The organism is Myceligenerans pegani, from assembly GCF_014892515.1.
GTDB lineage: Bacteria > Actinomycetota > Actinomycetes > Actinomycetales > Cellulomonadaceae > Myceligenerans > Myceligenerans pegani.
In genome coordinates, this window is the sequence record NZ_JADBGR010000053.1 from 1 (window position 1) to 14,652 (window position 14,652).

14 protein-coding genes are annotated in these 14,652 nt (G+C 74.1%); 4 read left to right on the top strand and 10 right to left on the bottom strand.

The window, feature by feature from the left end; all coding sequences use genetic code 11:
• From IIE03_RS04035 to IIE03_RS04080, 10 genes are all read right to left on the bottom strand, one after another.
• Window positions 1-387, bottom strand: a 387-nt coding sequence (locus IIE03_RS04035; RefSeq protein WP_192861466.1) for a cytochrome c-type biogenesis protein, incomplete at its 3' end; no start/stop codon positions are given.
• The gene (locus tag IIE03_RS04040) at window positions 384-2,894 is read right to left on the bottom strand and encodes a cytochrome c-type biogenesis CcmF C-terminal domain-containing protein (RefSeq protein ID WP_192861467.1); all 2,511 of its coding nucleotides are present in this window, start codon (window positions 2,892-2,894) and stop codon (window positions 384-386) included. The genes IIE03_RS04035 and IIE03_RS04040, both read right to left, overlap by 4 nt.
• Entirely contained in the window at window positions 2,891-3,289 is a 399-nt protein-coding gene (locus IIE03_RS04045; protein WP_192861468.1) for a cytochrome c maturation protein CcmE, read from the bottom strand. The genes IIE03_RS04040 and IIE03_RS04045 overlap by 4 nt, the downstream gene beginning before the upstream one ends.
• The gene (ccsA, locus tag IIE03_RS04050; RefSeq protein ID WP_192861469.1) at window positions 3,286-4,083 is read right to left on the bottom strand and encodes a cytochrome c biogenesis protein CcsA; all 798 of its coding nucleotides are present in this window, start codon (window positions 4,081-4,083) and stop codon (window positions 3,286-3,288) included. Before ccsA ends, IIE03_RS04045 begins: the two co-directional genes overlap by 4 nt.
• Window positions 4,080-4,457, bottom strand: a complete 378-nt coding sequence (locus IIE03_RS04055; protein WP_192861470.1) for a hypothetical protein — start codon at window positions 4,455-4,457, stop codon at window positions 4,080-4,082. Before IIE03_RS04055 ends, ccsA begins: the two co-directional genes overlap by 4 nt.
• Window position 4,458: 1 nt before the next feature.
• Window positions 4,459-6,990, bottom strand: coding sequence for a cytochrome c oxidase subunit I (gene ctaD / locus IIE03_RS04060; protein ID WP_318842788.1), 2,532 nt, complete (start codon window positions 6,988-6,990; stop codon window positions 4,459-4,461).
• Window positions 6,991-6,993: 3 nt separating this feature from the next.
• On the bottom strand, window positions 6,994-8,037 hold the full coding sequence (coxB, locus tag IIE03_RS04065) for a cytochrome c oxidase subunit II (RefSeq protein ID WP_192861471.1): 1,044 nt from the start codon (window positions 8,035-8,037) through the stop codon (window positions 6,994-6,996).
• A complete protein-coding gene (locus IIE03_RS04070; protein ID WP_192861472.1) occupies window positions 8,034-8,423 on the bottom strand; it encodes a cupredoxin domain-containing protein in 390 nt (129 codons plus the stop codon). The genes coxB and IIE03_RS04070 overlap by 4 nt, the downstream gene beginning before the upstream one ends.
• Window positions 8,420-10,186: a GMC family oxidoreductase gene (locus IIE03_RS04075; RefSeq protein ID WP_192861473.1), complete on the bottom strand. Its 1,767-nt coding sequence runs from the start codon at window positions 10,184-10,186 to the stop codon at window positions 8,420-8,422. Before IIE03_RS04075 ends, IIE03_RS04070 begins: the two co-directional genes overlap by 4 nt.
• Before the next feature lie 2 nt (window positions 10,187-10,188).
• Window positions 10,189-11,187 (bottom strand): gluconate 2-dehydrogenase subunit 3 family protein, encoded by a 999-nt coding sequence (locus IIE03_RS04080; protein WP_192861474.1) that lies wholly within the window; start codon window positions 11,185-11,187, stop codon window positions 10,189-10,191.
• A gap of 107 nt (window positions 11,188-11,294) precedes the next feature.
• On the opposite strand from IIE03_RS04080, the gene IIE03_RS04085 reads away from it, so the two are divergent.
• The 4 genes from IIE03_RS04085 to IIE03_RS04100 form a co-directional block, all read left to right on the top strand.
• The gene (locus IIE03_RS04085) at window positions 11,295-11,738 is read left to right on the top strand and encodes a DUF6098 family protein (protein WP_318842789.1); all 444 of its coding nucleotides are present in this window, start codon (window positions 11,295-11,297) and stop codon (window positions 11,736-11,738) included.
• A 101-nt stretch (window positions 11,739-11,839) separates the two neighbouring features.
• Window positions 11,840-12,445 carry a flavodoxin family protein gene (locus IIE03_RS04090; RefSeq protein ID WP_192861475.1) on the top strand — a complete coding sequence of 202 codons (606 nt, stop codon included), beginning with the start codon at window positions 11,840-11,842 and terminating at the stop codon, window positions 12,443-12,445.
• Window positions 12,446-12,451: 6 nt separating this feature from the next.
• Window positions 12,452-13,762, top strand: coding sequence for a cytochrome P450 (locus tag IIE03_RS04095; protein WP_192861476.1), 1,311 nt, complete (start codon window positions 12,452-12,454; stop codon window positions 13,760-13,762).
• A 308-nt stretch (window positions 13,763-14,070) separates the two neighbouring features.
• The coding region (locus tag IIE03_RS04100; RefSeq protein WP_318842782.1) for a PAS and ANTAR domain-containing protein at window positions 14,071-14,652 on the top strand (582 nt) is incomplete at its 3' end.

A 14,652-nucleotide genomic window follows, 5' to 3' on the forward strand; every position in this document is an offset into this window, starting at 1 on the left:
CCGCCGGGCGAAGGCCACGGCCGCGGCGGCGACCACGACGAGGGGCGCGGCCCAGAGCGCCCAGCCCAGGCCGCGCCGCGGAGGCTCGAGCAGCACCTCGTCGCCGTAGGCGTCGGCGAACCAGGCCCGCACCTGGTCGGGTGAGCGTCCGGCCCGGAGCTGCTCGGCCACGACCAGTCGCATGGACCGCGCCACGGGGGACGTGGAGTCGGCGACGTGCTCCCCGACGCATGTGGGGCAGCGCAGCGTGCTCGCCACCTCGCGGACCTGGCGGTCCGGGTCGGGAGGCCCTGCCCCGACGAGGGCGACGATCAGGCCGGCGACGGCGGTCATGGCCACGAGCTGTCCCAGGAGGATCGCGAGGCGGCCGCGTCGGGACGTGCTCATCGGCGCACCTCCGGCAGCACGACCGTGTCGATCCACTCCTGGGTGGCGGGGCCGGGATGCCGGGCGACGAGGTTGCCGTCCCGGTCCACGAGGTACGTGGCCGGGAGGCCGCGCAGGCCCCAGGCGACCGACATCGTGCCGCGCGGGTCCACGACGCTCGGGAAGGACACGTCGTGCTCGGCGGTGAACCGCCGGGCGGGGCCGGGCAGGTCGCGCACGTTGATGCCGAGCACCTCGAGCCCGTCGTCCTCGTACCGTTGCGCCGCGTCCTCGAGCAGCGGCATCTCGTCGTGGCAGGGGGCGCACCACGACGCCCAGGCCGCGACGAGCACCACGGACCCGCGCAGGTCGGCGACGTCGTACCGGTCGCCGTCGAGCCCCTCACCGGCCAGGGGCGGTGCCGGGGCGGGTTCGCCCCGGACGGGGGCGCAGCCCACGAGCCCGGACGTCAGGACGGGCAGGAGCAGCACGGTGAGCACGCGGGCCGCCGCCGGCGTGCTGGGTATCCGGCGCAGGCGGACCCGTGGTGGCGTCCGCCGGCGGCCGGGCACGCCGGCCACGAGGCCGCCCGCGACGGCGAGCCCCGCTGCCGCCCACAGCCAGCCGACCAGGGGCGTGACGGCGAGCCGGACGGTGGCGGTGCCGGAGGCGGGGTCGGCGTCGAGGAGGGTGACGTACACGTCGTCGACGGCGCCGCCGTGGATGTCGGGCCCGGCGAGCATCGTGGCGTGGTCGGGGTACCAGCGCAGCTCGGGGCGGGCGGTGCCGGTGAGCTGGCCGTCGCGGCCGATCAGGAGCTCGGCCTCGGCCACCCGGCGGCCGGCGTCGTCGTCCCGGTCGAGGCGTACGAGGGTGACGGTGGTGTCGCCCGCGGTGAGGGCCTCGCCGGGGGTGAGCACCCCTTCCTGGACCGATCCGTGGCTGCCGGCGACGACGGCGACCGCGCCGAGCGCGACGCCGGTGTGCGCCAGCCAGGAGCCGGCCGCCCTCCGGTCGGGGACGCGTGCCGGTCCCGGGCGGAGCGCGCGGGCGCCGGCGACGACGGTGAACGCGGCGAGGCCCGAGACGACGGCGAGTGCCGGATCGCGCACGACGACGCCCACGGCGCAGCACGCGGCGGCACCGGCGGCGCCGGGCAGGAGCGGGTGCGGCGGCCGCGGGCGGACGGAGAGCCAGGGTGCGGCGGCGAGCAGCACCAGGAGCAGCAGGGCGAACGGCGCGAGGGTGCGCTGGTACCAGGGCGGGCCCACGGAGAACCGTTCGCCGGTGGCCAGCAGAAGGACGGTGGGCAGCAGGGTGCCGGTGGCGACCACGACGAGCACGACGGTGAGGACCGTGCGCTGCCCGTCGAGCGCGGTGCCGCGGATGCCGTGGCGGGCCGGGCTGCCGCCCCGCACGCCGGCCCGGGAGCGCCCGCGCACGACGAGGAGCACCGCCCACGGCACCGCCACCGCGCCGAGCGACACCGCCAGGGCGGGCCCGAGCGTCGAGGTCGTGAAGGCGTGGACGGACTCCACGATGCCGGACCGGGTGAGAAGCTGGGCCAGGACCACGAGGACGAACGCCAGTCCGGACAGCGTGACGGCCCAGCCGCTCCAGTGCCCGCCGCGGGTACGCGGGCCCACGGAGTGCACGAGCGCGGTGGACGCGAGCCACGGCAGCAGCGACGCGTTCTCCACGGGATCCCACGCCCAGTACCCGCCCCAGCCGAGCACGGCGTAGGACCACCACGCGCCGAGGGCGACGCCGGCGGTCAGCAGGATCCACGCCCCGAGGTTCCAGGCGCGGGTGGTCGCCGCCCAGCCGCGCGGCAGCCGGCGTCCGGCCAGGGCGGCCACCGACAGCGCGTAGGGCACCGCGAGGGCCGCGAACCCGGCGTAGAGCAGGGGAGGGTGCACGCCCATCGCGGCGTGGTCGCGCAGGAGCGGGCTCGGCGCCGCGCCCGCGCCGGCCGTGGCGGTGAACGGCGACGCCAGGAGGGAGATCACGCCGAACATCGCGACGACGGCGGCGAGGACGGCGAGGACGGTCGCGCGCTGCCCCGGGTCCAGACGGCGGGCCGTGGCTGTCGCGATCGCCGCCGCGGACGCGAGCGCGAGGAGCCAGAGCAGCAGCGAGCCCTCGAGCGCGGACCACATCGCGGTGGCGCGGTAGTAGGCCGGCATGTCGGGATCGGTCACGCGGGCGGCGTACGGCAGCGCGGCGCTCCCGCGCAGCAGGGCCACCTCGAGGTGCGCGGCGGCCGCCGCGGCGGCCGCCGCGCTCAGGACGAGCGCCCCGGGGCCGAGCCGGGCGGCATGCGCGGCGACGCCACCGGTGACGCGACCGGCGACGCGGCTGGTGACGTGACTGGTGACGGGGTCGGTGACGCAGTCGGTGACGCGGTCGGCGCGATCGGCGCGGCCCGCCGTCGTCCATGCCGCGACACCGCATCCGACGGCCGCCGTGAGCGCCGCGGCGAGGGCGAGGACGAGCAGGACGGTGCCGGCCACCATGGTGCCGGTCATGGCGTCTCCTCCGGCGGCCGGTACTCGTTCGAGTGCCGCAGCAGCACGGTCCGCGCCCGCAGCACCTGCCCGTCGAGGCGCCCCTCGACGACGGCGCCCTCGCCCTCGCGGACCGTGGCCGGGAGGGCGCCGGCGTAGTGCACGGTGACGTCGGTGGCGCCGTCGGTGAGCACGAACGACGAGCCGCCCGGCTCCTCGGTCAGGGTGCCGGGCACCACGAGGCCGCCGAGCCGGACGTCCCGCTGCGGCGGGCCGGCGGCCGCGACCTCGCTCGGCGTGCCCCAGTAGGTGAGCCCGTCGCGCATCGCGGACGCCAGCAGCAGGGCCAGGCCCAGGCAGGCGACGGCGAGGACCAGCCAGGCGCGCGGGCGGCCGCGCGGCACCGCGAGCCTCATGGCGTCACCCGGGCGTGCGGGACCGGTCCGGCGGGCGTGGGGCGAGCGGTTCCGGGGTGTGCGGGCCCGGGGCGCGCAGACCCGGAGTCCGCAGGCGCGGAGTCCGCGGGCGCGGGCGGGACGGCGTCGTGCCCGGCGTCGGACCGCACCCGGGCGAGCACGACGGTCACGCTCAGCAGGGTGCACGCCAGGACGCACACGCCCAGGGTCCACGCCATGACCGGGGCGATCGGCGCGCCCGCTCCGGGGGCCAGCAGCGTGGGCGGCTGATGCAGGGTGCGCCACCACACCACCGACAGGTGCACCACCGGGACCATGAGGAAGCCGAGCGCGCCGACCAGGCCGGCGGCGCGCCGGGTGCGGCGGGTCCTGGCCAGGGCGAGGGCGGCGAGGAACGCGACCTGGACGAGGCCCATGGCCACCGTGGTGGTGACGCGGGCGTCCCACACCCACCACGTGCCCCAGGTCTGCGCGCCCCAGACGCTGCCGGTCAGCAGGGTCAGCGCGGTGAGCGCCACGCCGGTCTCGGCGGCGGCGCGGGCGACGACGCGCGGCCGTGCGGCGTCGTGCCGGACGACCGGCAGGCAGGCGAGCAGGACGACGGCGAAGCACAGGTAGGCCGACCACGCCGCCGGGACGTGCAGGTACATCCAGCGCTGGGCGTCGCCCTGGACGGCGTCGGGCGGCGCGACCACGAGCGCGAGGACGAGGGCGACGGCCGTCGTGACGGCGGCCGCGGCGGCGAGCGCCTGGTGGGGGCGCGGCGCACCGCGCGGGTCGGGACGTGTTCTCATGCGCACACCTCCAGCACGAGGGGATTGACGGCGATCATGACGATCCCGGCCGCGAACCCGAGCGAGAGGGCCGTGCCCAGGAGGCCGAGGAAGCCGGTTAGCGGCGAGTCGTCGCCGGCGGCGCGCCGGTGCTCCCGCCAGGCGACGGCCCCGGCGGCCAGGGTCAGCGCGAGCAGGACCGCGTCGAGGCCGATGACGAGGGCACCGATGACGGTCGACGGCGGTGGCCGGCCCGAGCTCGTGTACGCGGTGCAGGCGAAGTCCTGGACGAGGTAGGACAACCCCAGGGCCGTCACCCACGCGGCGGGCGGGATGAGCACGGCGGCGACGGCGGCGCGGACGGTGCGCGGGCGGGTGGCGGGGACGGCCGTCATGTCAGACCACCGCCCCGGGGACGAGGTCGGTCGCCGCCCACGCGATCGCCCACACGACGAGCACGCCCGCCCAGAGCATCGCGGCGTTCTGCAGCATGATGCGGGGACGGACGTCACGAGCGTGCGTCAGGCGCGCCACCAGGGCGGATCCGGTGATGCCCAGGCCGAGCACGATCGCCACGCCGAGCGTCCCGAGGAGCGCCAGGACGCCGGAGTCGTAGGCGTGCGTCGTGTGGTCGAGGTCCGCGGTGACCCACTGGGCCACCGTCAGCACCAGGGCGGCGGTTCCGGCCAGGCCGGTCGTCGCGGCGGCGGTGAGGTGGGCGCCGCGTGCCTCGGGCGTGGCGGCGTGGTCCAGGGGCCCGTGCCGCGAACCCCACCACGCCGCCGCGATCGCCAGGACGACGGCGAGGCCGGTTCCTGCCGACAGCCACGGCCGCCCGAGGGTCCCGCCCGCGGGCCACACCGGCGCGTTCACCTCGAGGAAGAGCAGGCTGAAGGCCACGGTCGCGACGGCGACCACGAGCACGACGGCGGCGGCGGTCGCTCCCCACCAGCCGGGAGATCGGGGGCCGGGCGCCTCGACGGGGTACCGGCCGCCCACCGGCTCCCTGGCCTCTCCTGCTCCGAGCTCGCGCTCGTTCTGCAGTTCCCAGGCCACGAAGCCCGCCGCGATCACGAGCACGCTCGCACCCACGACCCAAGCGCTCTCTACGAGGAGGCCCACGAAAGCCAGGGCCAGCCCGCCGGCGGTGACGACGGGCCAGATGCTCGGGCTGGCCTGCACCGCGGCGGTGCTCGGACGGGCGTCGAGGACCGTGGTGAACGGCGTGGCGCGCACGTTCTGCGGGGCATGGTCGAACGCGGCGGCCATCCGGTCCAGTTCCGGGTCCCGCGGCGGCGGGTTCCACAGCGGCGCCCGGCTGCCGACCACCGGTATCCGGCCGAAGTTCGGCGACGACGGCGGCGAGTCCGCGGCCCACTCGAGGGAGTCGGCGCCCCACGGGTTCGGTCCCGACCGCTCTCCGCGGCGCAGCGCGGCCAGCAGGGTGACCGCGGCGAGCACGAATCCGGAGGCGAGGACGAACGCGCCGACGGTGGACAGCAGGTTCAGCAGGCCGACGCCGAGCGTGGCGTCGTAGGTGAACACGCGGCGCGGCATCCCCGACAGCCCGGTCAGGTGCATGGGGAAGAACGTGAGGTGGAAGCCGCCGAACGTGAGCCAGAAGCTCACCGCGCCCAGCCGGGCCGAGGGGATGCGGCCCGTGAACTTGGGCCACCAGTGGAACAGCCCCGCCAGGACGGGGAACAGCATGCCGCCGATCAGCACGTAGTGGAAGTGGGCCACGACGAAGTAGGTGTCGTGCGCCTGGGCGTCGAACGGTGCGGAGGCGACCATGACCCCGGTGATCCCGCCCGCCACGAACGTGAACAGGAAGCCGAGGGAGAACAGCATCGGCACGGTGAGCCGCGGCCGTCCCGACCACAAGGTCGCGATCCAGGCGACCACCTGCACCCCGGAGGCCACGCTGATCGACATGCTCGCGGCGGTGAAGAACGACAGCGTCACCGGTGGCAGCCCGGTGGTGTACATGTGGTGCACCCACAGGCCCAGGCTCATGATCGCGGTGACCACCACGGCGGCGACCACGAACGGGTACCCCACCAGGCGGTGCCGGGAGTGCACCGGCAGCACCTGGCTGATGACGGCCGCCCCCGGCAGGAACATCACGTACACCTCGGGGTGCCCGAAGATCCAGAACAGGTGCTGCCACAGCAGCGGGTCACCGCCCCGCTCGGTGTCGAAGAACGCCGTGCCGGCGTTGCGGTCCAGCTCCAGCAGCATCGACCCCACCAGCAGGGGCACGAAGGCCAGAACGATCATGACGGCGACGGACAGCATCGTCCACGCGAAGATCGGCATCCGGTCCAGCGACATCCCGGGCGCGCGCATGCCGAGCACCACCACGATCATCTCGATCGCCGCCCCGATTGCGGCGAGCTCGGCCAGCGCCAGGCCGAACAGCCAGATGTCCATGGCCTTGTCGGCGAACTCGGGACCGGACAGCGGCACGTAGGCGAACCAGCCGGCGTCGGGCACCATGCCGACGAGAAAGCTGCTGTACAGGAGGATGCCGGCGAACAGGTAGCACCAGTAGTTGAACGTGTTGTAGCGGGCGAACGGCATGTCGCGGGCGCCGAGCATCAGGGGCAGCAGATAGGCGGCCAGCCCCTCCAGGAACGGCACGGCGAAGAGGAACATCATCGTCGTGCCGTGCATGGTGAACAGCTCGTTGTACGTCTGCGCGGAGAGCACCTGCTGCTCGGGCTGGGCCAGTTGCACGCGCATGAACAGCGCCTGGACACCCCCGACGAAGAAGAAGACGGCGGCGGTCACCATGTAGCGCGTGCCGACCGACTTGTGCTGCACGGACGTCAGCACCCGCCGCCATCCGCGCGGCCTGGCCCAGACCTCCTCGAAGGCGGACCTCTCCTCGGCGGTGGGGCGGGTCTCCTCGTCGGTCGTCGTCACGTGCTACTCCAGGCTCTCCAGGTAGGTGATCAGGGCGTCGAGCTCGTCCTCCGACAGGTCGGTGCCGGGCATGGCGTTGCCGGGTTTCACGTCCTGCGGCCCGGTGATCCAGCGGGCGAGGCTCTCCCGGTCGTTGGGCAGCACGCCGGCGCCGATCATCTGCCGGCTCGCCAGGTGCGTCAGGTCCGGGCCGAGCGTGCCCCGCGCCTCCGTGCCGGCGATCGTGTGGCAGTAGACGCAGGACGACGACATGAAGATCTCGCGGCCCGCCGCCACCTCCTCCGTGTCCGGGCCGGCGCCCGGCCGGGCGCCGCCGGCCGTCTCGTCACCGCCGTCGGGGCCGCCGGCGCCGTCGTCCGTGCGGCCGGGGGACTCCGCCGGCCGCCCCTGCGCCTCCAGCCAGCCGGCGTACTCGGGTTCGTCGTGGGCGACCACGACGAACCGCATCCAGGCGTGCTGCAGGCCGCAGTACTCGGCGCACCGGCCCCAGTAGGTGCCGGGTTCGTCCGCGTGGAGCGTCACGACGTTGGTCCGGCCCGGGACGAGGTCCACCTTGCCGGCGAGCTGCGGCACCCAGAAGCTGTGGATGACGTCGTCGCTGGTCAGCTCGACGCGCACGTCTTGGCCGGTGGGGATGTGGATCTCGTTGGCCGTCTCGACGTCGTGCTCCGGGTAGCGCACCTCCCACCAGAACTGGCGGCCGTCGACCTCGACGACGACCGGCGCCCGCGACGCGTCGGCGGTGCCGCCGGTGTCGCGCAGCGTCAGCACCGAGTCGGCCATGACACCGAGGATGATCACCGCCGGCGCCACGCCGCCGAGGAACGCCACCACGAGATGGCCCCGGCCCGGCTCGTCGCCGGGAACGCCGTCGTCCCCCTCGGTCCGTTCGGCCCGGCGACGGCGCAGCACCGCGACGAACATCGCCGTCACGACGATCACCCACACCACCGAGCCGGCGACCAGGAGCAGTTGCAGGTGACCGTCGACGCGGTCCGCGACGCCGCCGGCGGGCGGGAACACGGACCGGATCCGGGCGTCGATCATGAGGCCTCCTCCACCAGGATGGTGGCGACCGCGCGCGTGCCGCCGTCGGCCAGGACCGCCTCGACCACGTACTCGCCCGGCACGTCCAGCCGCCTCGCGTGGGCGGCTCCCGCCACGAGACGGCCCGAGTCCACGGGATCGGCTCCCCGCGGGACGGCCGCGCCGTTGCCGAGCGTGGCGGACACGATCCGCTGCGGGCGGCCGGAGTCGTTGACGAACCGGACCTCACCGCCCGCGGCGGTCTCAAGGCGCACGGGCTCGAACCCCGAGGCGCTGAGCCGCAGCTCCACGGGCGGTGGGGCGCCGGTGTCCGCGCACCCGGTCACGACGGCGCCGGCGACGACGAGCGACGCCACCGCCCGGACGAGCGCACCGGGGCCGGTCACAGCAGTTCCCCGGGTGCGGCGAGGTAGCGGTCGCGGATCGCCTCGGCGGTGCGCAGGGCGAGGGCCCCCACCGTGCCGCTGGGGTTGGCGCCCGGATTCTGCGGGTAGAGCGCCGCGCCGGTGACGAACACGTTGGGTGTGTCCCACACCTGTCCGTAGCTGTTGGTCACGCTCTCGCCGGGGTGCCGGCCCATGATCGCGCCGCCGGTGGGGTGTGTGCTCTGGTACTGGTCGATCCGGTAGGGACCCAGCTCGGGGCTCACGCTGACCCGGTCGGGGTTCATCGCCCGGAGGATCTCCTCGCACCGGGCGGCGAGGAAGCGGTACATCTCCCGCTCGTTCTCGCGCCAGTCGAAGGTGATGCGCAGCATCGGAAGGCCCCACTCGTCCTCGTACGTGGGGTCGAGGTCCAGGAAGTTCCCGGCGTAGGCGGGGCTGTCGCCCTGGATGTTCACCGAACCCACCCGGTCCCAGGAGCGGCCCAGCATCGACTTCCAGCCCGCGCCCCACTGCCGGTCCGTGAGCCCGTCCAGGAGCGTCGTCGACGAGCTGATGGGTTCGCGCTGCCCGGCCTGGGCCGCGATGGCCGCGCCGCCCAGGAAGCCGAGGTCCGCGTGGTCGAAGTTGTCGGCGTTGTAGTCGTATATCTGGGCGTTCGTGCAGCCGTTGCCCATGTAGAAGTGGAACGACTCGTCCTCCCACAGGCCCTTGGCCGGGGACTGGATGATCTGGTACGTGTAGTTGCGCCCCACCTGCCCGCGGTCGTTGCCGATGCCCTCCGGGTGCGCGTCACCCCGGGACAGGAGCAGCATCCGGACGTTCTCCAGCGTGAACGCCGAGCAGACCACTACCTCCGCGGGCTGCACGTGCTCCTCGCCGCGGGAGTCGACGTACCGCACGCCCGTGGCGCGCCCGTCGCCCGCGGTCTCGATGCGCAGCACACGGCATCCCGTGCGCACGTCGTACCGTCCCGTCTCCAGCGCCGGGGGCAGCCACGTGGTCAGCGGGCTCGTCTTGGCGCCCACCTCGCAGCCGTATCGGGTGCAGAACCCGCAGTACAGGCAGCCCGCGCGGGTGTTGCCGTAAGGATCGGTGTACCCCCGCGACAGGATGCCCGACGGCGTCGGGAAGGGATGCAGCTCCAGGTCCTCGCAGGCGCGGGCGAACAACCGGCCGAACTTGCTGCGGGCGAGCGGTGGGTTCGGGTAGGGGCGCAGGCGCCGGCCCTCGAACGGGTTTCCCCCGGGCAGGATCTGGCCGCCCAGGTTGCCGGCCCGGCCCGAGGCGCCCATGTCGTACTCCAGCTGGTCGTAGTAGGGCTCGAGGTCCTCGTAGCCGATCGGCCAGTCCTGGGTGGTCATCTCCTCCGGGATCCGGTGGGTGCCGTATCGCTCCTCGTTGAGGCTGCGGTAGCGGAAGTCGTCCGGCAGGAACCGCCACAGCACGGCCGTCCAGTGCACCATCGAGCCGCCCAGGCCCTCGCCCGGGTGGAAGCTGCCGAACTGGCGGTAGGGGAGGGCAGGGGACCGCGCGTCCGGCCGCCACGTCCACGAGGTCCGCGAGATGTCCTGCATCATCGCGTAGCGGTTGCGGAAGCGCAGCGAGTCGTGGTTGTGCGCGAAGTCGGGGTACGTCCACTGGGCCGGCCCCTGCTCGAGCGACACCATCCGCAGCGACGTCGGCGGCAGGATGTGCGAGGCGAGGATCGAGGCGGACATGCCGCCTCCGATCGTCACGATGTCCACCGGGTCGTGACGGTGCATGCTCAGCCCTCCCCGGAGCCCGCGTGGGGCCGCTCGAGGGCCTGCCGGCCACCGCCGGGACGGTCGGGGTTCATCACGGGCAGCTCGTGCATCGGGCGCGGCTGCTTGTCCGTGCCGTGCAGCATCTCGTGCGGGGAGTACGACCGCTGCGCCCCCGGCCAGCCGATCAGCCGCCACCCCGCCAGGTCCCGGTTGCCGCCGTAGACCGGGTCCGCGAACATCCCCTCGATCATGTCGGTGCGCACCATGGCGAAGAAGCCGCCCGGGTCCACCGCGCCGAACACCTCGCCGGCCTGGTCCAGCACGGCGTCGCTCGTCGGGACGGTGTCGCCCTCGCCGCGCCGCCCGTGGTCGTCCAGGACCACGAGGAGCTCGTCCTGGCGTTCCGCGGACAGGTCCGCGAAGAAGCGTCCGAACCGTGTCTGCGCGTACCGGTCCAGGGCGGCCAGGCCGAGCCGGTAGACGTCCTGCGGCGGCCGGCTGCCCTGGTACCCGTACCGGTAGAGCTGCCTGGCGGCGACGGGGACCTTGTCCTCCTCCACCTCGTCCGAGGACTCCTCGTACGCGCTCGCGAAGGGACCGTGGGTGTAGGTGGGCTCGGCGTACGGCGCGGAGCCGGTGAGCTTGCCGTCGATGTACGTCGCCACGCTCATCTGCACGGCGCCCGGGTCGCCGTCGTCGCCGGGGGCGAGCCGGGCGAGCACCGCCTCGAGCAGGCGCGCCTCCTCGTCGGTGAGGAACCGGAGCTCGTGCGGCGTGTCGTCGGGTGGCAAGGGTGAGCGTTCGGGCTGGTGGACGCCTTCGTCGTCGCCCGGGCGACCGTGGGTCGCGACGCCTCCCGACGGGTCGGGGGTACAGCCCGCGAGCGCCGCCCCGCCGACGAGCCCCGCCCCGCTGATCAGCGAGAGCGACCGGAGCACCGATCGCCGCGTCACCGCCGCCCCGGCTTCCGTGCCCGGGCCGCCTCCTGTCTCGTCGGGCGTCGTCTCAGGGGCGGTCACGGGATCACCTCGCGGTGGGTCGGATGGACGGCGTGCGAAGGCATCTCGACGCTAACAACGTCGCCCGCACTCGCAAGCGTGCGGCGAGGCGGGCTAGCGTGGGCGGGGTGAACGGCGAACCGGGAGGGTTGCTCATGCCGCCGGGAGCGCCGCTTCTCGGCTCCGTCGGCGAACTCGCCGAACTGGTCGAGACGCTTCCTGCGGTGTACGTGCGGTTCAGCGCCGGCCCGGAGGCGGACCGCACGATCGTGAGCCGGGACCACGAGAGCGGCTGCGTGCTGCCGGGCCTGAGCGTCAACCCGATGACGCCCGAGCCGTGGTGGACCCGGCCCGTGGAGCACTGGGCGGCGCGGCAGCTGTGCCAGTACGCGCATCTCATGGTGGGCGGCCGTCTGCCGTGGCTGCTGTCCGGACGGGTGGCCGGGCGCGGTCCGGACTGCGAGCCGCTGCTCGTCGACGTCGTGCCCGTTGCGGCGATCCGTCCGGCCGTGGTGGAGGAGGCGGGCGCGATCTACCGGCGCGTCTTCCGTCCGGGCGCGGACGGCACGTGACGACGGCGCCCGGCGGCCGGACTCGTTGGCGTGCGACCCCCGCGTTATGGTGGCAGTGGTCGAGAAGCGGCTGCCGTCACACCGTCCCCACGAGGTGTCCCATGAAGGCGCTGTTCCTCAGCTGCACGCTCAAGCGGTCCCCCGAACCGTCCAACACCGAGGCGCTGGCCGGCGTCGTCGCCGCCGCCCTGGAGGAGCGCGGGGTGGCGGTGGAGCACGTCAGGCTCGCCGACCTGAACGTGCCGCCCGGCGTCGTGACCGACCTGGGTGGCGACGACGAATGGCCCGGGGTGCACGAGCGGCTGCTGGAAGCGCAGATCCTGGTCGTGGTCAGTCCGACGTGGCTGGGGCGGCCGTCGTCCATCGCCCAGCGCATGCTCGAGCGCATGGACGCGATGCTCACCGAGACGCGTTCCGACGGCACGCCCGTGGCGTACAACCGGGTGGCGGGCGTGGTGGTGACCGGCAACGAGGACGGTGCCCATCACGTCATCTCCGAGATCGGCGGAGCTCTCGGCGACATCGGCTACACCGTCCCCGGCCAGGCCTGGACGTACTGGAACCAGGGGCCGGGCCCGGGCGCCGAGTACCCGCAGACGGAGCACGGGCACGAGTGGTCGCACGGTACCGGCCGGCTGATGGCGCACAACCTCCACGCCGTCGCCTCGGCTCTCGCCGCGCACCCCGTCCCCGCGCCCGGCGTCTGACCGGCCATGCCCGGCACCCCGGTGGACCTGACGGCCGCCGAGAGCACGCGTGTGGCGGCCTCCGTACTGCTTCCGCTCGTTGCGCAGGGCGCGATCATCCGCCGCCCGCGCGCCACCGCCTGGGCCGAGCGCCACCAGACGGACCGCAGGGCCCGCGCTGTCCTGGCCGGCCTGCGCGACCGGTACGGTGACGCCCCGCTCGTGCTTCCGGTCGGCCGGCGTCGTCTCGTCGTGGTCACGCACTCCCGCGACGTCCGGCGCCTGCTGGAGGGCACGCCCGCCCCCTTCACGCCCGCCTCCTTCGAGAAGCGTGGCGCTCTCGCGCACTTCCAGCCCGACGGGGTGCTCATCTCCTCCGCGGCCGCCCGCGCGGTGCTGCGGCCCGTCAACGAGGCGGCGCTCCAGTCCGCCCGTCCCGTGCACGACCACGCGCCGGCGTTCGCCCGGGCGACGTCGGCCGCCATGGACGGACTCGTCGAACGGGCCCGCCCGGCCGGGCAGTTCGACGCCGCGGACTTCACGGACGCGTGGTGGGAACTCGTGCTGGAGATCGTCCTCGGCGCGGCGGCACGGACCGACCGGCGGATCATCGACCTGCTCGACCGGCTGCGCCGGGACGGGAACTGGTCCTGGTTCCGGCCTCGCCGGCCGTGGCTGCGCCACGAGCTCGAGCACCGCCTCGCGGCCCACCTGGACACGCCCGCGCCGGACGCGCTCGCCGGGCGTCTGCGCCCCGCCGGCCTCGCCACCGCGGTGAGCCAGGTGCCGCACTGGCTGTTCGCCTTCGACGCCGCGGCGGCCGCGACCCTGCGGGCCCTCGCCGTCGTCTCCGCGCGGCCCGAGATCCGGGACCGGTTGCGGGCCGAGGCGGCGCGGGCCGGGCCGGGACCGGCGCTGCTGCCCGACGCGCGCGCCTGTGTGCTGGAGTCTCTGCGCCTGTGGCCGACGACGCTCGCGGTGCTGCGTGATGCGACGCGCCCCACCGTGTGGGGCCGGCGCACCCTGCCGGCAGGGACGGGATTCGTGATCGTCTCCGCGTTCTTCCACCGGGACCCGCGCCGGCTCGCCCACGCGGACGACTTCGTGCCCCACGCGTGGATCGACGGGCGCCACGAGGCCGACGCGCGGATGGTGCCGTTCAGCGCCGGGCCGGCCGCCTGTCCCGCCCGGAACCTCGTCCTGCTGGTCGCCTCCCACGCGCTGAGCCGGCTGGCGGATCAGGACCTGTGCGTCGGACGCGGACGGTTCCTCCGCGAGGACCCGCTGCCGTGCACGATGGACCACCTCGCGCTGCGCTTCGGCATCGGCGCAGTGTAGCTGTGGTCCGGCGGGAGCGCCGGCGCGTGGCGAGTGCTCGGCGGCCACCCCATACTGGCGTCGCGGTCAGCGCGGTGCGGCGTACCGGATCGACCCTCCGCGGGCTACGCTCGTGGTGTCGTGGGGTTGGTGGTAGTGGTGGGTGTCGTAGTGTTCTGGTCGAGTGTTCCCGGTTCTTTGTGTTTTCATCCGAGGAGGGGATCGTGACGTCTGTGCGGCCTTCGGGCGATTCTCCGTTGGAGGGGCGGGTGGAGGAGGCGTTGGATGGGGGGAGTCGGCCGCCGGTGGGGCGGTATCGGTTGGATCTGGTGTCGGGGGAGTGGGCGTGGTCGGATGAGGTGTATGTGATGCATGGGTTCGAGCCGGGTCAGATCGTGCCGACGACGCCGTTGATGTTGGCGCACAAGCATCCGGAGGATCGGGCGCGGTTTGATGGGGTGTTGCGGCGTGCTGCGGAGACGGGGGCGACGTTCAGTTCGGTGCATCGGATCGTGGATGCTGGGGGTGGGACGCGGACGTTGGCGGTGACGGGTCAGGGGCGGCGTGATCCGGCGTCGGGGCGGGTGGTGGAGTTGGTGGGGTATTTCATTGATGTGACGGATTCGCATCGGGTGGCGGCGCAGCGGGATGCGACGGCGTCGATTCGGGCGTCGGCGGAGCGGCGTGCGGTGATTGAGCAGGCCAAGGGGATGGTGATGGTGGTGTATGGGGTGGAGGAGGCTGAGGCGTTCGAGGTGTTGCGGGAGGTGTCGAATCGGACGAATGTGGCGGTGCGGGATCTGGCGGATCGGTTGGTGGGTCTGATTGCGGGGCCGGGGGTGACGGTGTTTCCTACGCGTGAGGTGATCGACGCGTTCTTGAAGGACCCGGACAACCCCGAACCACCCACC